Source organism: Halosegnis marinus, from assembly GCF_029338355.1.
GTDB classification, from domain to species: Archaea; Halobacteriota; Halobacteria; order Halobacteriales; family Haloarculaceae; genus Halosegnis; species Halosegnis marinus.
Genome location: NZ_CP119802.1, coordinates 986,196 through 1,006,672, shown reverse-complemented (window position 1 = coordinate 1,006,672; position 20,477 = coordinate 986,196). Strand labels below are relative to the sequence as shown.

At 71.1% G+C, this 20,477-nt stretch carries 21 protein-coding genes; 17 read left to right on the top strand and 4 right to left on the bottom strand.

Annotated features, from left to right (window positions below):
- Positions 1-12: 12 nt before the first annotated feature.
- The 5 genes from P2T37_RS05650 to P2T37_RS05630 are packed head-to-tail and all read left to right on the top strand — an operon-like array spanning position 13 to position 4,959.
- Complete coding sequence (locus P2T37_RS05650) at positions 13-648, top strand: DsbA family oxidoreductase (RefSeq protein WP_276235822.1); 636 nt, start codon at positions 13-15, stop codon at positions 646-648.
- Between the two features lie 44 nt (positions 649-692).
- A complete protein-coding gene (locus tag P2T37_RS05645) occupies positions 693-1,451 on the top strand; it encodes an SDR family NAD(P)-dependent oxidoreductase (protein WP_276235821.1) in 759 nt (252 codons plus the stop codon).
- 42 nt (positions 1,452-1,493) lie between these two features.
- Entirely contained in the window at positions 1,494-2,255 is a 762-nt protein-coding gene (locus P2T37_RS05640) for an ABC transporter ATP-binding protein (protein WP_276235820.1), read from the top strand.
- Complete coding sequence (locus P2T37_RS05635) at positions 2,252-3,682, top strand: hypothetical protein (RefSeq protein ID WP_276235819.1); 1,431 nt, start codon at positions 2,252-2,254, stop codon at positions 3,680-3,682. The genes P2T37_RS05640 and P2T37_RS05635 overlap by 4 nt, the downstream gene beginning before the upstream one ends.
- A gap of 38 nt (positions 3,683-3,720) precedes the next feature.
- On the top strand, positions 3,721-4,959 hold the full coding sequence (locus P2T37_RS05630) for an aminotransferase class V-fold PLP-dependent enzyme (RefSeq protein WP_276235818.1): 1,239 nt from the start codon (positions 3,721-3,723) through the stop codon (positions 4,957-4,959).
- 7 nt (positions 4,960-4,966) lie between these two features.
- Here P2T37_RS05630 and P2T37_RS05625 read toward each other — a convergent pair whose 3' ends face one another.
- Positions 4,967-6,403: an LVIVD repeat-containing protein gene (locus tag P2T37_RS05625; protein WP_276235817.1), complete on the bottom strand. Its 1,437-nt coding sequence runs from the start codon at positions 6,401-6,403 to the stop codon at positions 4,967-4,969.
- Positions 6,404-6,496: 93 nt separating this feature from the next.
- Here P2T37_RS05625 and P2T37_RS05620 point away from each other — a divergent pair, with 93 nt between their 5' ends.
- The 9 genes from P2T37_RS05620 to P2T37_RS05580 all read left to right on the top strand — a co-directional run bounded on the left by P2T37_RS05620 (position 6,497) and on the right by P2T37_RS05580 (position 14,241).
- The gene (locus tag P2T37_RS05620; protein ID WP_276235816.1) at positions 6,497-6,919 is read left to right on the top strand and encodes an iron-sulfur cluster assembly scaffold protein; all 423 of its coding nucleotides are present in this window, start codon (positions 6,497-6,499) and stop codon (positions 6,917-6,919) included.
- Positions 6,920-6,964: 45 nt separating this feature from the next.
- Complete coding sequence (locus P2T37_RS05615) at positions 6,965-7,261, top strand: DUF7130 family rubredoxin-like protein (protein WP_276235815.1); 297 nt, start codon at positions 6,965-6,967, stop codon at positions 7,259-7,261.
- A gap of 37 nt (positions 7,262-7,298) precedes the next feature.
- Positions 7,299-8,183 carry a ketopantoate reductase family protein gene (locus P2T37_RS05610; protein ID WP_276235814.1) on the top strand — a complete coding sequence of 295 codons (885 nt, stop codon included), beginning with the start codon at positions 7,299-7,301 and terminating at the stop codon, positions 8,181-8,183.
- 77 nt (positions 8,184-8,260) lie between these two features.
- Positions 8,261-8,554, top strand: coding sequence for a DUF7562 family protein (locus tag P2T37_RS05605; protein WP_276235813.1), 294 nt, complete (start codon positions 8,261-8,263; stop codon positions 8,552-8,554).
- Positions 8,555-8,559: 5 nt separating this feature from the next.
- Positions 8,560-8,988 (top strand): hypothetical protein, encoded by a 429-nt coding sequence (locus P2T37_RS05600; RefSeq protein WP_276235812.1) that lies wholly within the window; start codon positions 8,560-8,562, stop codon positions 8,986-8,988.
- Positions 8,989-9,011: 23 nt separating this feature from the next.
- Entirely contained in the window at positions 9,012-9,230 is a 219-nt protein-coding gene (locus tag P2T37_RS05595) for a hypothetical protein (protein ID WP_276235811.1), read from the top strand.
- 262 nt (positions 9,231-9,492) lie between these two features.
- On the top strand, positions 9,493-10,818 hold the full coding sequence (locus P2T37_RS05590; RefSeq protein WP_276235810.1) for an RNB domain-containing ribonuclease: 1,326 nt from the start codon (positions 9,493-9,495) through the stop codon (positions 10,816-10,818).
- A gap of 64 nt (positions 10,819-10,882) precedes the next feature.
- On the top strand, positions 10,883-12,541 hold the full coding sequence (locus tag P2T37_RS05585) for a hypothetical protein (protein WP_276235809.1): 1,659 nt from the start codon (positions 10,883-10,885) through the stop codon (positions 12,539-12,541).
- Positions 12,542-12,582: 41 nt separating this feature from the next.
- A complete protein-coding gene (locus P2T37_RS05580) occupies positions 12,583-14,241 on the top strand; it encodes an AMP-binding protein (RefSeq protein ID WP_276235808.1) in 1,659 nt (552 codons plus the stop codon).
- Between the two features lie 66 nt (positions 14,242-14,307).
- Here P2T37_RS05580 and P2T37_RS05575 read toward each other — a convergent pair whose 3' ends face one another.
- From P2T37_RS05575 to P2T37_RS05565, 3 genes are read right to left on the bottom strand one after another with little or no spacing between them, the layout of a single operon-like run.
- Positions 14,308-15,147 carry a DUF7537 family lipoprotein gene (locus tag P2T37_RS05575; RefSeq protein WP_276235807.1) on the bottom strand — a complete coding sequence of 280 codons (840 nt, stop codon included), beginning with the start codon at positions 15,145-15,147 and terminating at the stop codon, positions 14,308-14,310.
- Positions 15,148-15,201: 54 nt separating this feature from the next.
- Entirely contained in the window at positions 15,202-16,422 is a 1,221-nt protein-coding gene (locus P2T37_RS05570; RefSeq protein WP_276235806.1) for a branched-chain amino acid ABC transporter permease, read from the bottom strand.
- Entirely contained in the window at positions 16,423-17,781 is a 1,359-nt protein-coding gene (locus P2T37_RS05565) for an ABC transporter substrate-binding protein (protein ID WP_276235805.1), read from the bottom strand.
- A 120-nt stretch (positions 17,782-17,901) separates the two neighbouring features.
- Here P2T37_RS05565 and P2T37_RS05560 point away from each other — a divergent pair, with 120 nt between their 5' ends.
- The 3 genes from P2T37_RS05560 to P2T37_RS05550 all read left to right on the top strand — a co-directional run bounded on the left by P2T37_RS05560 (position 17,902) and on the right by P2T37_RS05550 (position 20,436).
- Positions 17,902-18,804, top strand: a complete 903-nt coding sequence (locus P2T37_RS05560) for a branched-chain amino acid ABC transporter permease (protein WP_276235804.1) — start codon at positions 17,902-17,904, stop codon at positions 18,802-18,804.
- Positions 18,805-18,886: 82 nt separating this feature from the next.
- The gene (locus P2T37_RS05555; RefSeq protein WP_276235803.1) at positions 18,887-19,720 is read left to right on the top strand and encodes an ABC transporter ATP-binding protein; all 834 of its coding nucleotides are present in this window, start codon (positions 18,887-18,889) and stop codon (positions 19,718-19,720) included.
- Positions 19,717-20,436, top strand: coding sequence for an ABC transporter ATP-binding protein (locus tag P2T37_RS05550; RefSeq protein WP_276235802.1), 720 nt, complete (start codon positions 19,717-19,719; stop codon positions 20,434-20,436). Before P2T37_RS05555 ends, P2T37_RS05550 begins: the two co-directional genes overlap by 4 nt.
- Positions 20,437-20,477 lie beyond the last annotated feature (41 nt).

Here is a 20,477-nt window from a genome sequence, read left to right as displayed (position 1 = left end):
CCTCGGGCGGGTATGAGCGAGACCGACGCGACGGAGACGATAACGGTGTTCTCGGACTACGTCTGCCCGTTCTGTTACCTGGGCCGCCACTCCCTCGACCAGTACCTGGAGACGCGCGAGGAGCCGCTGGAGATAAAGTGGCACCCGTTCGACCTGCGGGCACAGAAGCGCAACCCCGACGGGAGCATCGACCACTCCGTCGACGACGGGAAGGACGACGACTACTACGAGCAGGCCAAGGAGAACGTCCGCCGCCTCCAGGAGGAGTACGGCGTCGAGATGGACCTCGAAATCGCCACGGACGTCGACTCCCTGCCGGCGCAGGTCGCCTCCGTCGCCCTCCGCGAGGGCTACGACTACGAGACGTGGCTCGCCTTCGACTGGGGCGTGTTCGAGGCACTGTGGACCGAGGGGCGCGACATCGGCGACGCCGACGTGCTCGCCGACATCGCCGAGGAGGCGGGGGTCGACCCCGAGGACGTGCGTGCGGCGGTCGCGGACGACGACCTGCGCGAGCGCGTCCGGGGGCTGTTCGAGGAGGCCCACGAGCAGGGCGTCACGGGCGTTCCGACGTTCGCGTACGACGGCTACGGCGCGCGCGGCGCGGTGCCGCCCGCACAGCTGAAACGGCTGGTCGAGGGCGTCTGAGGCGACGACAGGCTCATTCTCTCCCGAAGCCTCCGTGTACCGTCATGCGTACCGACAGCGGCCGGGTCGTCGTCGTCACCGGGGCGAACGGGGGCATCGGCTACCACCTGCTCCGCGCGCTCCGCGACGACGGCTACCGCGTCGCCGGCTTCGATACGGACACGTCGAACCTCGCGCCGCTCGCGGCCGGGGACGACGGCGTCCGCGCGTACGACTGCGACGTGACCGTCGATGCCGAGGTCCGCGCGGCCGTCGACGACGTGGTCGACGCGTGGGGCGGCGTCGATATCCTCGTCAACAACGCCGCCGTGTTGACCCTCGCACCGTTCGAGGAGCGGACGCTCGCCGACATCCGCGAGGAACTCGACGTGAACTACCTCGGCTACGTGCGGACCATCCGGGCGGTCCTCCCCCACATGCGCGAGCGGGGGAGCGGCATCGTCCACAACATGTGTTCCGGCGTCGCCGCCGTCGGCCACCCCGGACTCTCCGGCTACGCGGCCTCGAAGGGGGCGATAGCGGCGCTCGCGCGCTCGCTCCGCTCGGAGCTCCGGCACTCGGGCGTCGCGTTCACGCTGATGTACCCGCCGGCGACCGCGACCCCCGGCGCGGCCGTCCTCGACTATCCCGCCGCCGCGGTACAGGAGCCGGAGGCGGTGGGGCGGAAGCTCGCCGCGAAGGTGGAATCGACCGACGCGAGGGTGTACGCCGACCTGTCCACCCGCCTCGGGATGGCGCTCGTCTCGCGCGTCCCCGCGCTCGCGGCGTGGGGTACCCGGAAGTACGTCGCCGACCCGGCGTGACCGGACGGCGGTTTTAGATACCGGTCGGCCGTACCCCGGCCAATGAGCGAACCCGCCATCGAGGCCGACGGCCTCACCAAGCGCTACGGGGAGGTGACCGCGCTCGACGCGCTCGACCTCACCGTCCCGCGGGGGGAGCTGTTCGGCTTCCTCGGCCCGAACGGGGCCGGCAAGTCCACGACCATCAACATCCTCACCGGCCAACTCGTGCCCGACGAGGGGACGGCCCGCGTCGCCGGCGTCGACCCCGTCGCGGAGCCGGTGCGGTCCCGCGAGCGCGTCGGCATCCTCCCCGAGAACGGCCGGCCGCCCTCCTTTCTCACCGTCCGCGAGTACTTCGACTTCGTCGCCGAGGCGCGCGACCTCACGGACATCGAGGGGCGCGTCGAGCGGTGGGCCGACCGCCTCGCCTTCGAGTCGAAGCTCGACACGCTGTGTACGGACCTCTCGCAGGGGGAGCGCCAGAAGACGCTCATCACGCAGGCGTTCCTCCACGAGCCGGAGGTCGTCTTCATCGACGAGCCGCTGACGAACCTCGACCCCATCATCCAGGAGCGGGCGAAGCGGTTCTTCCGGTCGTACGCCGACGACGGCAACACCGTGTTCCTCTCGACGCACTTCATCGCCACCGCACAGGAGGTGTGTACCCGCGTCGGCATCGTGAACCGCGGCCGCCTGCTCGACGACCTCGACCCCCGGGAACTCGGGGGCGAAACGCTGCTCGACCGCTTCTTCGCCACCGTGGACGCCGACTCCGTGGCCGTCGACCCCGCCGACCCGGCCGCGCTCGCGGGTGAGGAATGACCTCCGTCCGCTACCTCTTCGACCAGATGCTCCGCGAGGAGTGGCGGATGCACTCGCGGCTGTTCGGCGGCGCGCGCTTCGCCCTCTTCCCGGCGTTCCTGACCCTGCTCGCGGCCGGCACCGCGACGTTCTTCGCCATCGCGGGGGCGAGCGAGACCACCCTGCTCGCGGGGCTCCACGTCGTCGTCGCGCTCGTCGGCCTCCAGGTCGGGAGCATCGGCCTCGTGGGCCGCGACGCGCTCGAGAACCTCCTCGGCGACACCACCCTGCTCGTCTACTCCGCGCGCACCCTCCCCGTGAGCGAGCGCCGCCTCCTCCTCGTCTTCGTCGTGAAGGACGTGCTCTACTACGCGATACTGTTCATCGCGCCGCTCGTCGTCGGGACGCTCCCGCTCGTCGTCCTCGCCGACCTCCCGCTCGCGGCCGTCCCGCGCCTGCTCGCGACGGCGTGGCTCGCGTTCGGCTTCGGCGTCGGCCTCTCGCTGTTGCTCGTCGGGCTGGCGACCCGCGCCCGCCTCGCGGCGATAGCCGTCGCCGTCGCCCTGCTCGTCGGGGGCGTCCTCCGTCCGGACCTCGCGGCCGCGCTCACTCCCTACGGCCTGTTCGCCGCGCCCACCCCGGCCGGCATCGCCGTCAGCCTCGCCGTCCCCGTCGTCGGCTCCGCCGTCGGCTTCGCGCTGTTCGAGTTCGACCGCCGGACGCCCGCCCGCACCGCGGCCAATCAGTTCCGCGCGCTCCACGGCCGGCTCGGCCGCGCCGACCGACAGGGCCTGCTCGCGAAGTCGCTGCTCGACGTGGCGCGTTCCTCCGGGGGGCTGTGGAAGGTGCTGTTCTCGCAGGGGCTGGTCTTCGGCGTCGTGGCCGTCCTGCTCGGCTACCTCCCCGACATCGTCCCCGTCGCGCCCTCGCCGGGGCTGACGCTCGCGTCGGTGCTCTCGCTCGGCGCCTTCACCACCTACAACTGGCTGTGTCAGTACGACGACGCCGACTTCTTCGGCACGTACCCCGTCGAACTGACGGCGGTGTTCCGCGCGAAGCTCTACGGCTTCCTCGTGCTGGCGGTGCCCGCGGGCCTGTTCTACCTCGCGCTCGGCGCGGCCGTGTTCGGGCTGGGGTCGCTCGTCGTCGGGGCCGCGGTGTACCTCCCCGTCTCGCTGTACGTGTTCGGCGTGACGGCGTACGTCGCCGGCCTCCGCCCCACCGAACTGCTGTTCGACACCCCGGTGTTCGCCGCGTTCACCGCCGCGATGATGGCCGTCCTGCTCCCGCTCGTCGTCCTCGCCATCGCCTACCCGCTCGACCCGACGCTCGTCGCCGGCCTCGCCGTCGGCGTCTCGCTCGTCGCCGGCGGCGTCGGCTTCGCGCTCTACCGGCGGGCCGGCCCGCGCTGGACCGGGCGGGCGCGCAGCGGCGCGCTCGACGGCTGACCGCAGGAGCCTTACCCCGCGAAACCGTAATTCGGACAATGGGAGTGCACTCCGAGACGCTCGACGTCGCGGCCCTGCGCGAGGACTTCCCGGTCCTCGACCGGGAGTTCGACGGGACGCCGCTCGTCTATCTCGACAACGCGGCGACCTCGCAGACCCCGAAGCGGGTCGTCGAGTCCATCACGGACTACTACTACCGCTACAACGCCAACGTCCACCGGGGCATCCACAGCCTCAGCCAGGAGGCCTCCATCGCCTACGAGGAGGCCCACGACACGGTCGGCGAGTTCGTCGGCACGGACAGGCGCGAGGAGATAGTCTTCACGAAGAACACCACCGAGTCGATGAACACCGTCGCGTACGCGTGGGGGCTGAACGAACTCGGCCCCGGCGACGAGGTCGTCCTCACGGAGATGGAACACCACGCCTCGCTGGTGACGTGGCAACAGATAGCCCGGCGGACCGGCGCGGAGTGCAAGTACATCCCCATCACCGACGACGGCTACCTCGACATGGAAGCGGCCCGCGACCTCATCACCGACGACACGGAGATGGTGAGCGTCGTCCACGCCTCGAACACCCTCGGCACGGTCAACCCCGTGCGCGAACTCGCCGACATCGCCCACGACCACGGCTCCTATATCTTCGTGGACGGCGCGCAGTCCGTGCCCCACCAGCCGGTGGACGTGAAGGCGATGGACTGCGACTTCTTCGCCTTCTCGGGCCACAAGATGTGCGGCCCGACCGGCGTCGGGGTGCTGTACGGGAAGGAACACCTGCTGGAGGAGATGGACCCGTACCTCTACGGCGGGATGATGATATCGAAGGTCACCTTCGAGGACTCGTCGTGGCACGAACTCCCGTGGAAGTTCGAGGCCGGCACGCCGCCCATCGCGCAGGGCATCGCCCTCGCCGAGGCGTGCGACTACCTCGACGACGTGGGGATGGAGCGCGTCCACCGCCACAGCACCGACCTCGCCCGCTACGCCCACGAGGAACTCACGGCCTCCGACGACGTCGAGGTGTACGGCCCGCCGGCCGACGACCGCGGCCCGCTCGTCGCGTTCAACGTCGACGGCGTCCACGCCCACGACCTCTCCTCCATCGTGAACGACTACGGCGTCGCGATCCGCGCGGGCGACCACTGCACCCAGCCGCTCCACGACGTGCTCGGCGCGACCGCGTCGGCCCGCGCCTCCTTCTACCTCTACAACACCCGCGAGGAGGTGGACGCGCTCGTCGACGCCGTCGACGAGGCCCGACAGCTGTTCGCCTGACTCCCGCTCACTCCTCCCCGTTCTGGCGACCGAGCAGCCGCGCGAGCGCCGCGCCGCCGGCCGCCAGCGTCGCCAGCGCGCCGAAGCCGGGCTGACCGGGCGTCTCCGTCGCCGTTGCCGTCTCGGTGGCGGTCGCGGTCGGTGTCGGTGTCGCGGTCGGCGTTGGCGTCGGTGTCGCGGTCGGCGTGGGTGTGGGCGTCGCCATCGTGTCCCGGCCGGGCCACAGCCCCGTCTCGGCGGGTTCCCCCTCGCCGTCGGGTTCGGGGAACGTGTACAGCGCCGCGGGGGTTCCGTCGCCGAGCGCCATCGACGACGCGGCGAACCCCTCGGCGACGGGGACCGCCGTCCAGAAGCTCGCGTTCCCGGGGTCCGACCACGCCGCCAGCCGGCGCGGCTCCGCGGGGTCCGCGAGGTCGTACACGCGGACGCCCCCGTGGTAGAAGGAGGCGTACAGCCGGTCGCCGCGCCACGTACAGTTGTGCGCGGTGGTCATCCGCTCGCCGACGGCCGGCGGGCGCAGCGACGAGACGCGCTCGGGCGCGCTCGGGTCCGACACGTCCCACAGCCCGATGCCGGCGGGGGCGCCGACGCGGTCGGTCGGTAGGTCGAACGCCTCGTGGCCGACCGCGAGCAGCTCCCCGTCCGGGTGGAGCGCCGCGTTGTGGTGGTTCCCGGGCATCTCGTACGCCTCCGCGAGCGTCTCGTCGCTCGGTATCTCCCGCAACTCGGCGGCCGGCCGCCCTCCGACCTGCCCGACGGCCGTCATCGCCGCGGGGTCGCTCGCGTCGACGAGCCACGTCCCGGCGTCCCACTGGGAGACGAACAGCGTCCCGCCGACCGCGGTCACGTCGTGACACGACCGGAACACGCCGGGGACGCCGTCGTAGCCGGCGTCGGTCACGGACCAGCGGCCCAGCTCCGTCCCGTCGGTGACGTCGTACGCGACCACGGGTTCGTCCGTGAGGCCGGTCCCGGTCGCGAACAGCGTGTCGCCGGAGAGCGCGGCGTTGTGGACGGCGTGGTCGGTTCGGACGGTCCCGGTGCGCACCGGCTTCGCCGGCTCGGACACGTCGAAGACGACCGCGCCGGACGGGACCCGGGCCCGTGACGACGCCGGCCCGGCGAGCACGAGGCGGACCCCCGAGCGGACGCAGTCGGCGTAGCCGCGGACCCGCTCGCCGTCGACTTCGAGGCGGGGGCGCTCCGCGACGACGGTCGGCTCGGCGGGGTCGGAGACGTCCACGACGGCGAGTCCGTCGTCCGCGGCGACGTAGACGTGGACGCCGTCGTCGTCGACGACCGCCTCGGTCGCGTCACGGACGACGACGCTGCCCGCGGGGGCGAACGACTCCTGCCCGCTCGCGACGTCCGCCCCGGCGAGGCCGAGGGCGGCGGCGGGAAGGCTCCGCAGGACGGTACGGCGGTCGACGCGTGGAGGGCGCATACACGTGGGAGCGGCCGCCGACCCTTGTACGTTCTCCCGCGCGGGTCGCCGCACACAACCCTTTTGCACGCCATTCACCAATACGTGACAACGATGGGAACCGGCTCCGACATGTACCGCCAGCAGATACTGGACCACTACAAGAACCCCCGGAACTACGGCGAGATGGAGGGGGCGAGCTTCGAGCACGTCGGCGAGAACCCGATGTGCGGCGACACCATCAAGATGTTCGTCAAACTGGCCGACGACGACGAGACCATCGAGGGCGTCTCCTTCATCGGCGACGGCTGTGCCATCTCGCAGGCGTCGGCCAGCATGCTGTCGGGGGAACTCCGCGGGAAGACGCTCTCGGAGGTGCGCGGGATGGACCGCGACGACGTGGTCGAGATGCTCGGCGTCGAGATATCCCCGATGCGAATCAAGTGCGCCGTGCTCGCGGAGAAGGTGGCACAGGACGGCGCGGCCGTCTACGTCGGCGACAAGGAGCTCGACGAGACCACGACCGAGGAGGACTGAGCGCGCCGGCAGGTGGGTTTTTGCCCTCTCGTGGCAATATCTACCATGGGTGTTGAAACCATGGACGAGCGCGCGGTCAGTCTGGGCGAGGGCGTGTACGACGACGACGGCAACCGCCTCGGTCGGGTTCGGGGACTCGACGAGCACGGCTTCTACGTCGCGACGGCCGACGGCGTCGTCGCCATGTCCGTCGAACACGAGGCCGGCACCACGGCCGGTATCAAGGAGCTCCAGTGGCGCTGCTGGGAGTGCGGCGAGATCGGCGAGCTAAACGAGATGCCCGATTCCTGTCCCGCCTGCGGCGCGCCCGGCGAGGAGCTGTACTACTGGCAGCAGGACTAGCCGACCGTTTTTGCCCGCGGGCGCGTAGCTTGCGCGTATGCACGTCGTCGTCCTCGGCGCGGGGAGCCTGGGGTCGCTCGTGGGGGGCCTGCTCGCGCGCGCCCACGAGGTGACGCTCGTCGGCCGGGAGCCGCACGTCTCGCGGGTCCGCGAGGGCGGCCTCGAACTGACCGGCGCGTACGACGAGCGCGTCCGCCCCGACGCCCGCACCGACCCGCCCGCGAGTGCCGACCTCGCCGTCGTGACGACGAAGGCGTTCGACACCGACGCCGCGGCCGAGGCGCTCGCGCCCGTCGCCCTCGACGCCTGCCTCTCGCTCCAGAACGGGATGGGAAACGAGACGACGCTCGCCGCCGACCTCGACTGTCCCGTCCTCGCCGGCACCTGCACCTACGGCGCACGACTGACCGAGCCGGGGGTCGTCGCCTGCACCGGCGTCGGGGAGGTCGTCCTCGGCGCGCGCGGAGGGGGTGCCAGCGAGGCCGCCGACCGGGTCGGCACGGCCTTCGACGCCGCCGGCCTCCACACGACCGTCGCCGAGGACATGCCATTGCGTCTGTGGGAGAAGCTCGCGGTCAACGCCGGCATCAACGCGACGACGGCGCTGGCCCGCGTCGAGAACGGCGCGCTCCTCGACGGCCCCGCCGGCGGCGTGGCCCGCGACGCCGCCCGCGAGACGGCCCGCGTCGCCCGCGCCGACGGGCTCGACCTCGACGACGAAACGGCCGTCGCGGCCGTCGAGCGCGTCGCCGAGGCCACCGCCGCCAACCGTTCCTCGATGCTGCAGGACGTGGAGGCCGGCCGCCGGACCGAGGTGGACGCCATCTCGGGGTTCGTCGCCGGCTACGGCGTCGAGACGCCGGTCAACGCCACGACCGCCCGGCTGGTTCGCGCGTGGGAGGCCGCGCGCGACCTGCGGTGACGGCGTCGGCGTCCCCCTGTCAGACGGGCGTCAGCCCGGCAGGAACCCCTAAGTGAACACCCTTGTAAGGGGTAGCCATGTGGGGTAACCGGGACCGCGCTACGCAGGTGACCTGTATCGCCTGCGGCGACACCGTGTCCCGAACCGACGCGCGCGAGTACGACAAGGAGGGCGACCGCTACGACCGCCGGGACAAGGAGTTCGAGTACCTCTGCAAGCCGTGTCACCGCGACATCGACCACCAGCCCCGCGGCAACCTCGAATCGCTGCTCGCCGAGAGCGGCGCGGGCGAGACGGACCGCGAGGCGTTCCTGACGCGGTACGCGGAGCTGGCGACCGAGCGCGGCCCGCGCTCCGAGAGCGAGCGGTAACCGCGGTGACGACGCCGGTTCTCCAGGGGTCGCTCCCCAGCAACGTCGTCGCCCTCACCCTGGTTCTCCTCCCCGCGGGCCTCCTCGCGGCCGCCGTCTGGGTGTACGACGACGCGCGCGACCGCGACCGCGACAGCGACCGCCCGGCGCTGTGGGCCGTCGCGAGCGCCGCGGTGCCGTTCGTCCTCCCCGTCTACCTCGTGCTCGTCGCCGCGGGCCGCGCCGGCGCGCGCGCCTCGCCCCCCGGCGACCGCGAACGAACCGTCGGGACCTTCGGGTTCGGCTCGCTGCTCGCCTTCGTCGCCGGGTCGGCGCTCGCGCCGCCGCCCGACCCCGTCACGCAGTTCCTGTTCGTCGCCGCCGCGCTCCCGCCCTCCCTGGTCGTCGCGTACGTCCTCGTCGGCCGGGTCGGCCCCGACCCCCCGGTTTCATAGCCGATGCTCCGGAACGCCGGCATATGACCCAGCGACTCACCGACCCCGAGGCGACCGTGCTCCGGGCGTTCGCCCGCGCGGACGGCGCGCTCGCGCCCGACGCGCTCCCCGCCCGAACCGACCTCGCCGACCCCGCGGGCGTCGCCGCCGGCCTGCGCGAGCGCGGCCTCCTCGACCCCGTGGACGACTCGGGCCGACTCATCCTCTCCGCCGAGGGCCTGCGCGCCGCGGTCACGGCGTAGCCCCCCGTTTCCGGTCGAACGCGCCCGCGTTGCTCGTTCGCCGTTCCCTTCCCGTTCGCTCCGTGACTCGCCCTCCGGGCTCGCCACGCCCGCCTCGCGTGTCGCTCGCTCCACTCGTTGCTCGCGGGCCTCCGGCCCGCTCGCACGGTCCGCGGGACCTCCGGTCCCGCGCCGCTCCCGCTCGTACGAGGGCCTGCGGTCGCTTCGCTCGCTTGCCCCTCGCGCCCGACACGCCTAACTGAAACCGTCTCGAAGCCGGGGCATGACCGACGACGACCAGGGTCCCGTCCGCATCGACGAGGATCTCGCCCGCCACCTCGACAACAAGCGGAAGGAGCTGTTCGAGGAGTTCGAGCTCCGCGACGCCTTCCCGAGCGAGGTCATCCGCGAGGCCGAGGAACGCACCACGGACATCGACGCCGAAATCGAGTCCGAGATCGGCGAGGACTACCGCACCGACTGCCGGGACCTGACGACCTGCACCATCGACCCGGCGGACGCGCAGGACTTCGACGACGCCATCTCCATCAAACGCGAGGACGACGGCTACCGGCTGTGGGTCCACATCGCCGACGTGACCCACTACGTCCAGCCCGGCACGGCGATGTGGGAGGAGGCGCTCAAGCGGGGCAACACCGTCTATCTGCCCGGCTACACGATGCACATGCTCCCGCCGGCGCTGGCCGAGACGGTCTGCTCGCTCGTGCCGAACGAGGACCGGCTGGCACACACCGTGGAAATGAAGATAGACGGCGAGACGCTGTCGAACGAGTCCATCGACATCTACAAGTCCGTCGTCCACTCCGACGAGCGGCTGACGTACAAGCAGGCGGAGAACCGGCTGGACGAGGCGGACGCCGACCTCCACGACGAACTCACGCTCGTCCACGAGCTCGCCGACAGCCTCCACGAACAGCGCAAGGAGGACGGCTCGCTCGTGCTCAATCCGCGCCGCGACCGCGCCCACACCATCATCGAGGAGTGCATGCTGAAGGCGAACAAGGCCGTCACCCACGAGCTCCAGTGGTCGCGCGGGCTGGAGGCGATGTTCCGCGTCCACCCGCAGCCGACCCCCGAGAAGTGGGACGAGGCGCTCCAGGAGATACAGGACCTCGACGGCGTCTCCATCCCCGGCGCGGCGTGGGACGACCCCCGGAAGGCCGTCAACGCCACCCTGGAGGAGGCCCCCGGCCGCCAGCTCGACAAGATACAGTGGGCCGTGATGAAGGTCATGCCGCGGGCGAAGTACATGTCCGACCCGTTCGGCGGCCACCACGCGCTCAACTTCGAGATATACGGCCACTTCACCTCGCCCATCCGCCGGCTGTCGGACCTCGTCAACCACTGGATAATCTACCAGGACGAGACGCCGGAGGGCGTCGTGCTCGCGGACCTGTGCGACCACGCCTCCGAGCGCGGGAAGGCCGCCGAGACCTGCGAGCGCATCTACAAGGACTTCCTCCAGGAGGTCGGCCTCGACCCGCACGCGGTGAACAACCGCGGCATCGAGGTGGTCGACGAGGAGGACGCCGACCCCGACGACCTCGACCGCTCGGCCTCCGAAGTGAACCCCGCAGCCTTCGATTAACGGCTTTCTCACGCGGTGAGAAAGCGGGGAAACACTCATGCTGACGGGGACGAGAGCCGGACACATGAGCGAGGAGTCCGTAACGACGACCGACGGGCCGGCGCGGGTCGAGCGCTCGGTCACGGTCAAGGGCGAGGGGGTCATCGTGGAACTGAGCGTCACGGCGGACGCGCCGGCGACGGTTCGCGTGACCGACGACCTGCCGGCGGCGGTCGGTCCCGACCAGGTCGGGTTCCACCCGGACCACACCCCGGAGACCGGCGAGGCGACGGCCGAGTGCGTCGCGTTCGAGGCTGAGGTCACGCCCGACGACCCGCTGACCATCGTGTACGGCGCCTATCTCGACACCACGGGACTGGAGGTTGACTGGGAGACGCCGGCGCTCCGCCTCAACGCCGACCCGCTCGCGGCCGCCGGCCCGGCCGCGTCGAGCGACACGTCCGGCGGCGGCTCGTCGGGGACGAGCGACAGCGGCCTCCGCGGGGCGGTGAGCCGCTTTCTCGGCGGCGGCGGCGACGAGGAACCCGACACCGCCCGCACCGAGTCCAGCGGTATCGAGGAACTGGAGGACTTCGACGACCCCGAACCGGCAGTCGTGGAGGCGGCGGACGGCGACGAGCCCGACGACGCCGACGGCCCGCTCCAACCGGCCATCCGCGAACTCGAAGACGAGGGGGCGGCCGCCGACGAGGCCGACGAGGAGGGGGACACGGACGACGATACGGCCCTCGACCTCGCCGACCCGACGGACGCGGAGGACGCGGACGACGACCCCGCGGACCCCGACGAAGCGGTCGACGCGGACGCGGACGACGACGACGGGGACGCGGACGCCTTGGACGACCACGCCGAGGAGGCGACGGAAGACGAAACCGACGATACGGCCACCCCGGCCGCCGCGGGCGTCGCCGGCGGCTCCGTGGCCGCCGCGCTCGCCGCCGAACTGGAGGCCGGCGAGGTGGACGAGGCGACGCGCGAACGGCTCGCCGAGGAACTCGGCGCGACGCTGTCGGGGAGTCAGACGGCGCGCCTCGACCACGTCCAGCGGCGGGTGGACGACCTCGCGGCGTACGTGACGCCGCTGGAGGAGCTGCTCGACGAGGAGGGACCGCCCGTGGAGGTCGTCGCCGACCTGCGCGAAGAGGCGGCGGCGGCCCGCGAGGAGCGGGACGCGCTCGCCGACCGCGTGGACGAGGCGACGGCCGAGGTCCGCGAGGCCGTGAACGACCTCGACGCGCGGCTGGACGAGGTCGCCGCGGAGGCCGAGGCGGAGCGCGCGGCGCTCGAAACCGAGGTCGAGGGCGTCGCCGACGAGGTGGCCGCGGCGCGCGAGGAACTCGACGCCGAACTCGACGCGCTGCGCGAGACGCTCACCGCGGAACTCGAACGCGTCGAGGCGGAGGCGCGCGAGGAGCGCGGCGACCTCGCGGCCGACGTGGCGGAACTGGAGACGGTCGCCGCGCAGGTCCGCTCGATGCGGGAGGCGCTCTCGTCGGCGTTCGGGATGGACACGAGCGTGGAGGGGCCTGACACCGAGACGGAGACGGAGCCGGCGGCCGCCGAGGAGGGCGCGGACGAGGACGGCGAGGCCGAGGCGGTCGACGCGGAGCCGGAACGGGCGGTCGAACAGGTGGCCGACGGCGGCGACAGCTCCGACATCGAGAGCCGTCTGCGCGAGATGGAGTCCGACGAGGACGAACCCGAGCGCGAGAAGCCGTTCTGAGCCGGCGAGGGTTTTAGCCCCGTGCGGATGACGACCACGGTATGCCGTGGCACATCGACCTCGACTACCCGACCTACGGGGCCGCACGCGAGGGGTTCGAGTGGAACGTCCCGGACGACTACAACCTCGTCGCGGACCTCCTGCGGAAACACGACGACACGGACGCGCCGGCGCTGCGCCAGCGCTACCCGGACGGGCGCGCGGAGACGTACTCCTTCGCCGACCTCGACGCCGCCTCCGACCGGGTGGCGAACGCGCTCGCGGCCCGGGGCGTCGGCGCGGGCGACACCGTCGCCGTCGTTCTGCCGCAGGTGCCGGCGAACCCGCTGACCCATCTCGCCTGCTGGAAACTCGGCGCCGTGTCGCTTCCCCTCTCCGTGCTGTTCGGCCCCGACGGGCTGGAGAGCCGCCTCGACGACTCCGGGGCCGTCGCCGTCGTCGCGGACACGGACTGCCGGGCGGCGGTGCGCGAGGCCGCGGCCGCGTGTGACGCGCTCGCCCACCACGTCGAGGTGGACTGGCGCGGGGAGGGGGTCGCCGACGGACTCGACGCGTTCGACGCCCTGCTCGACGCGCCCGCGGCGTTCGACCGGGTCGAAACGACACCGGAGACCCCCGCTATCGTCATGTACACCAGCGGCTCGACGGGGCCGCCGAAGGGTGTGCTCCACGGTCACGACGTGTGGCTCGGCCACTGTCCGGCGTTCTCGATGTACTTCGAACTCGACACCGAGGGGACGTTCTGGACGCCCGCCGACTGGGCGTGGATCGGCGCGCTCGGCGACCTGCTCTTCCCGGCGTGGCACTACGGACAGCCGGTGGTCGGCTACCCGATGGGGTCGTTCGACGCCCGCGAGGCCTACGACGTGCTCGCCCGGGAGGCGGTCACCAACGCCTTCCTCCCCCCGACCGCGATTCGGATGCTGATGAACGAGGACCCCGACGAGTGGGACCTCGCGCTGGAAGCCGTCTGTTCCGGCGGCGAACCGCTCACGCCCGAGATACTGGCGTGGGCCGACGAGGAACTCGGCGGCGTCCCCGTCAACGAACTGTACGGACAGACGGAGGCGAACCTCCTCGTGACGAACTGCCGGCGGTGGTTCGACGCGCGAGCGGGGAGCATGGGCAAGCCCGCGCCCGGTCACGAGGTCGCGGTCCTCGACCCCGACACCGGCGAGCGGAAGCCCGACGACGAGGTCGGCCACCTCGCCGTGCGCCGGACGGCCCCGAGCGGCGAACCCGACCCCGTCGTCTTCCACGAGTACCTGAACCGCCCGGAGAAGACCGCGGCCGCCACCGTCGAGGACGACGCGGGCGGGTCGTGGCACCTCACGGGCGACCTCGGGCGGCGCGACGAGGACGGCTACTTCTGGTTCAAGGCGCGCGACGACGACGTCATCATCACCGCGGGCTACCGGGTCGGCCCCGGCGAGGTGGAGAGCGCGCTGCTCGAACACCCCTCGGTCGAGCAGGTCGGCGTCGTGGGCGTCCCCGACGACCTCCGCGGCGAGATAATCAAGGCGTTCGTCCAGCCGGTCGCCGGCGTCGCGGGCGACGACGACCTGCGCGAGGAACTCCGGGCGCTCGTGCGCGACTCGCTGGCGAAACACGAGTACCCCCGAGAGATCGCGTTCGTCGAGGCGCTACCCACCACGACGACGGGGAAGATACAGCGCCGGAAGCTGCGGGACGGCGAGTAACGCGAGCCGTCCGTCAGTGCGAGCGGGAGCGGAGCGACACGCGAGCCGTCCGTCAGTGCGACCGAGTCACGAAAGCGGCCGGAGCGGCCGCCGCTCGGTCGTCTCGTTCCGTATCGACTCGACCCACGGCGGCGGGGTCACCCTCGTCTCCCCGACGCGGGTGTACGACAGCGCGACGACGCTGCGGACGCTCCCGTCGTCGCGGGTCACGTCGTAGGCGACCCGGTACTCGCGGACCAGCCCCTCGGGGGAGACGAGCGCCGTGACGGTGACGTTCCACAGCGGCGGGACCGAGGCGTTCGCGACGCTCTCGATGCGGGCGTAGCGCGTCCCGTTCACGACGACGGTTCCCGTCCGCCGGGTCTCCACGAGCGTGAACACCCGCTCTATCGCGCGGGCGTTGGTGAGGCGGTCCGGGTACACGTCGCCCGGGTCGCGCGGGTCCCCCTCGGGCCAGCGGAGCAGGCCCGCAGTCGTCGTGTTCCCCTCGGTCACCGACTGATAGGCGCGCTCGCCGTCGCCGTAGCGCCGGACCGTCCGCGTCCGGAGCGCGCCGTCCTCGCGGTCGGTCCGGTCGAGGACGGTGGCGAAGCGGCCCGGCGTCGCCCCGAACCGCCCGACGGTGACGTAGCGCCACCGGAGCGACCCGTTCGCGTACCGCCGGACGAGCGTCTGGTTCACCGTGTACGAGGCGTTCGCGAGCGCCCGCTCGTGGGCGTCGGCGAGGCGGGTCCCGTCCACGCCGTCGTCGCGCACGCCGGGGGCGAACCGGCCCGCCGGGGTCGCCGTCGTCGGGACCTCCGGGACGGGCGCGGCCGTCACCGACTCGCCGACCGTCGGCTCCCCGGCCGGCGCGTTACAGCCGGCGAGGACGAGCAGCACGGCGACGAGGAGCGCGCGTGACACACCCGCGGGTAGGGACCCGGTCACAAAGAAGACCGCGCCGGCCGGTCCCCCGCGTTACGAGGGGTTGAGCCGCGACGCGAGCGAGCGGAGCGCGTCCGCGACCGTCTCGACGAACGCGCGCGCCCACTTGCGGACCGTCTCGCCGACGAGCGACGCGACGCCGCCCGCGCCGTCCTCGCGGTAGCGGGTCCGGGCGACGCCGAGCCACGCGCGGAAGCGCGTGACGCCGCCGGAGACGCCGTTGTCGAAGAACAGCACGACTATCAGCAGCAGGAAGCCGAAGCTGAACTCCCAGAACTCCTCCAGCAGCGGGAACTGCCGGATGAACCACCGCAGGTACTCGTAGGTGAACGCGCCGATGAGCGGCCCGAAGAAGGAGTACGGGCCGCCGATGACGGTCATCACGACCGGCGTCGCCGACGCCGTCCAGAAGGCGTCGGCCGGGAGGATGCTCGTCTCCAGCATCACCAGCGCCGCGCCGGCCAGCCCCGAGAAGGCCCCGGAGATGATGAACGTCATCCACGAGTGGTAGCGGGTGTCGATGCCGAGCGCGCGGGCGCGCTCCGGGTTCTCACGGATGGCCCGACACGTCGTCCCGAACGGGGAGCTGACGACCCGGTACAGCGCGTACATCCCGACCGCGAACACGACGAGCGTCAGGAAGTAGTACGCCGTCGGGTCGGCGATATCGACGAGCCGGAACTCGAAGCCGAACAGGTTCACCTCCCCGAGCCGGAAGGTCAGGCCGTCCGAGCCGTTGGTGAACGTCCCGCCCCCGATGCCGAGCTGTTCGAGCACCGTCCCGATGATGTCCTGGTTCACGATGACGTAGATCGCCATCGAGAACGACAGGGTGATCATCGCGAAGTAGATCTCCTCCAGCTGAACCGAGAGGTAGCCGATGCCCACGGCCAGCAGCGCCGCGGCGATCGTGCCAAGGAGGAGCGCGAGCAGCCACACGACGAGCAGCGTCGCGCCGCCGAACACCCCTTCGAGACCGATGGCCGGCACCACCTGCTGGACGACCTTCGCGACCGTGTAGCCGGACGCGGCGACGAACATCGCGTGGCCGAACGACAGCAGGCCGGTGTAGCCGTACAGCAGGTTGAACGCCGTCGCGAAGACGGCGAAGATGAGCGTGCTGGCGAGCAGGTCCGTCTGGAAGCCGCCCAGGACGAACGGCGCGGCGAGCAGCGCGACCGCTGCGACGGCGAACCCGACGATGCGGGTCCGGCTCTCGGGAATCGGCAGTCGTTCGCTGGCCCCGTAGCTCATCTAGATACCGGGACCGAGGCCGCTGCCCTCGAGCAGTTCCTCCGCCCGGCTCCGCGTGAGCGTGTACGTCTGGGTGTTGGCGAGCCCCGCGCCGTCGTACGGCACGTCGACGTCGAAGCTCGTCTCGCCGATGACACACGGCGCGTTCGCCTGGTGGCTGTCCTCGTTGATGGTCACCGGGCCGCGGGGGTCCTCCTCGAGGGTGAGCCCCTCCATCTCCGAGATGATGTCGTCGGCGTTCGTGGAGCCGGCGGCCTCGATGGCCTGCTTGTACATGTAGATGGCCGCCCACGTGCTCCCGCCGGTGAAGCCCGGGATGTTCGGCGTGGTGTCGTCGCTGGAGAACCGCTCCTCGTACGCGTCGAGGAACGCCTGGTTGTTCTCGTTGTCGTACGCCGTCGGCCAGTACCAGCCGGACATGTGGATGCCCTCCGGCGTGGTGTCGCCGAGCGCCTCGTACACCGTCGGGTCCGCGCCGATGGTGTCGAAGACGTCCTCGACCTCGTCGAACAGCCCCTGGTCGGCGGCCTGCGAGATGAACGTCGTCGTGTCGCCCGCCCAGAAGCTCGTGAACACGAGGTCCGGGTCGGCGCTGAGCACGGAGTTGATCTGCGGCGTCATGTCGCTCGCGCCGAGTTCGGGGAACTCGCTCGCGACGTACTCGTGGTCGACGCCGAGGCCCTCGGAGTACGCCTGGAAGTACTCCCAGCACTGCTGGCCGTAGGCGTAGTTCGGGCCCATGTTCGCGACGCGCATCGCGCCGTAGTTGTCGGCGACGTACTTCGCGATGGCGTACGTCATGTGGGAGGTCATCGAGTTCGCCCGGAACATGTTGGGCGTGAACGCGGCCTTCCCGTCGTCGGCCTCGAAGTAGTCGCCGTACGCGTCCGTGTCGTACTCGGTGATGTACGGCGTCCCGATGTCGGTGAGGGTGAACGGCACCCCCAGCGACTCGATGGTCGGGGCCGACCCCAGCGTCACGCCCGAGGAGGTGAGGCCGATCATCACGTCGGCGTTGTACTCCTGGGCGACGCTGCGGATCTGCGCCTGCGGGTCCTCGCCGTGGTCGCGGACCTCCAGTTCGACCTCCTGGCCGTCGATACCGCCGTCCTCGTTGATCTGCTCGACCGCCACCCGCGCCGCGTTCGCCGAGGCCGTCCCCAGCGCCGACGCGATGCCCGACAGCAGGTACACCCCGCCGATCTTGATCGTGTCGCCCCCGCCACCGGTGAGGCCCGAACAGCCCGCGACGGCCGCCGTGGCCCCCGCGCCGGTCGCGGTCAGGAACTTCCGTCTGTCGATGCCCGTCGTCAGCCGTGAGGAACCGTTCGTACCCTGGTCCGTGTGGTCGTTCGACATACCTGATTCCCTATTATGAACAACCCCCATAAATATGCTGGGTCAAACGTACCACTATAGGGGGGAAGGGCCGCCGCCGTCGTCGTAAGGTTTAATCCCTGTCTATCGGTGTCGTTCGGTATGGTATCACAGGGCTTGCTCTTCGATCAGATAATCACCGGCCTCTCCATCGGGGGCCGGTTGTTCCTCATCGCGGTCGGGTTGAGCCTCATCTTCGGCGTCCTCGACGTCCTGAACTTCGCGCACGGCGTCCTGTACATGATCGGCGCGTACGCGGCACTGTGGGCGCTCGGGGTCGTCTCGGTGCCGTTCCTCGGCGCGCTCGGCATCGGCTTCTGGCCGGGCGTCGTCGTCGGCCTGCTCGTCGCCGGCCTCATCGGGGCGCTCATCGAGGGGGTGTTCATCCGGCGCGTGTACGACAGGGAACCCCTCGACCAACTGCTCCTGACGTTCGCGTTCGTGTTGATGCTGACCGACGCCATCCGGACGACGTTCGGGACGGGGTCGAACGTCGTCCGCCCGCCCGCGCTGCTCCAGGGCGACCTGGTCATCTCGGGCGGCCTCTCGCTCCCCACCTACCGCGCCTTCCTCATCGCGATGTCCATCGTCGTGCTCGCCGCGCTCTTCGTCGTCCTCAGAACGACGAACATCGGGCGGCTGGTGCGGGCGACCTCCTCGGACCGCGACATGGCCGCGCTGCTCGGGGTGAACGTGCCGCGGCTGTACACGCTCGTCTTCTTCGTCGGCGCGGCGCTGGCCGGGTTAGGTGGCGCGCTCGCCATCCCGACCCAGTCGGTGACGCCGAGCCTCGGCAATCAGGTCATCATCAACGCCTTCGTCATCGCCGTCATCGGCGGTCTCGGCTCCTTCACCGGCGCGTTCGTCGGCGCCTACTTCGTCGGCGTCTCCATCGCCGTCGGGAGCATCTACGTGGCCGGGGCGGGCCAACTCATCCCCTTCGTGGCGATGATCGTCGTCCTGCTCGTCAAGCCCGAGGGCCTGTTCGGGGGTGCCGAAGCATGACTACGTCCACACGTTCCTGCTCGGGACGCTCCCTCGCGGGCTGCGAGTGGCCTACTCACGCGGCCCACACGGGGTGGTCCGCGTGACGACGGTCCTGAAGACGGAGGATCTGCGCCGGCAGTTCGGCCGGCTGGTCGCGGTCGACGACGTGTCCGTGGACATCCAGTCCGGCGAGATAACGAGCATCATCGGCCCGAACGGGGCCGGCAAGACCACGTTCTACAACCTCCTGACCGGGCGGCTCGCGCCCAGTTCGGGCGCCGTCCACCTCCGCGAGCGCGGCGGCGACCTCGTCGAGGTCACGAACCGCTCGGCCAACGAGATAGCCAACCTCGGGCTGTCGCGGGGGTTCCAGATCAACAACGTGTTCGACGGGCTCACCGTCCTGGAGAACATCCGCATCGCGCGCATCAGCCGCGAGGGGCGCACCCTCGACCTGACGGCGGTCGCCAAGAGCGACCCCGAACTCACCGACGGCGCGTGGGAGATAATCGAGCTCGTCGGGCTGGAGGACATCGCGGACACGGTCTGTGAAAACCTCTCGCACGGGGACAAGCGGAAGGTGGAGATCGCGCTCGCGCTCGGCACCGACCCCTCGGTCGTGCTGCTTGACGAGCCGACCGCCGGGATGAACGCCACCGAGACCCGCCGGATGGTCGAACTCATCGAGCGGCTGGACGAGGAGACGGACACCACGTTCGTCGTGACCGAACACGACATGGAGGTCGTGCTCGGCATCTCCGACCGCATCCTCGTGCTCGACAACGGCGCGCTCATCGCGGACGGGACGCCGGACGAGGTGATGGCCGACGAGCGCGTCCGCGAGGCGTACCTCGGGCTCGACGACGACGAGGAACTGGCCGAGGACGGACTCGGCGAGACCGACGAGGGGGCCGACGGGGGTGAGACGGCGTGAGCGTCCTCGAACTGCGGGACGTGAACGCCTTCTACGGCAACAGCCACGTCCTGTTCGACCTCGACATGGACATCGAGCAGAACGAGGTCGTCGCGCTGCTCGGCCGCAACGGCGCGGGCAAGACGACGACGCTGCGCACCATCACCGGCACCATCCCGCGCCGGGAGGGCACCATCACCTACCGCGACGACGACATCTCCGCCGCGTCGGTCAACAGCATCTCGAACGCGGGCGTGAAGCTCGTGCCCGAGGAGCGGCGGGTGTTCCCGACGCTCACCGTCAACGAGAACCTACAGGTGGCCCACGACATGTGCCGCGGGCGCGAGCCCCGGCCCGTCGAGGAGATGTACGACATCTTCCCGGTGCTCGGCGAACTGCGGCAGAACCGCGGCCGGAACCTCTCGGGCGGCGAACAGCAGATGCTGTCGGTGGCGCGCGCGCTCATCCAGAGCCCCGACCTGCTCCTGCTGGACGAGCCGACGGAGGGGCTCGCTCCGGTCATCGTCGACGACCTCTACGACGTGCTCTCGGAGGTCGTCGCCGAGGACGTGACCGTCCTCATCACCGAGCAGAACGTCGACTTCGCGCTCGACCTCGCCGAGCGCGCCTACATCATCGACAAGGGCGCGAACGCGTGGGAGGGAACCGTCGAGGAACTGAACGAGCGGGAGGACCTGCTGGAGGAGTACCTCTCGGTCGGCGGCGCGGAGACGTAGCCACGCCAACCCTTTTGCGGGCTGACCGCCTAGTCAAACCC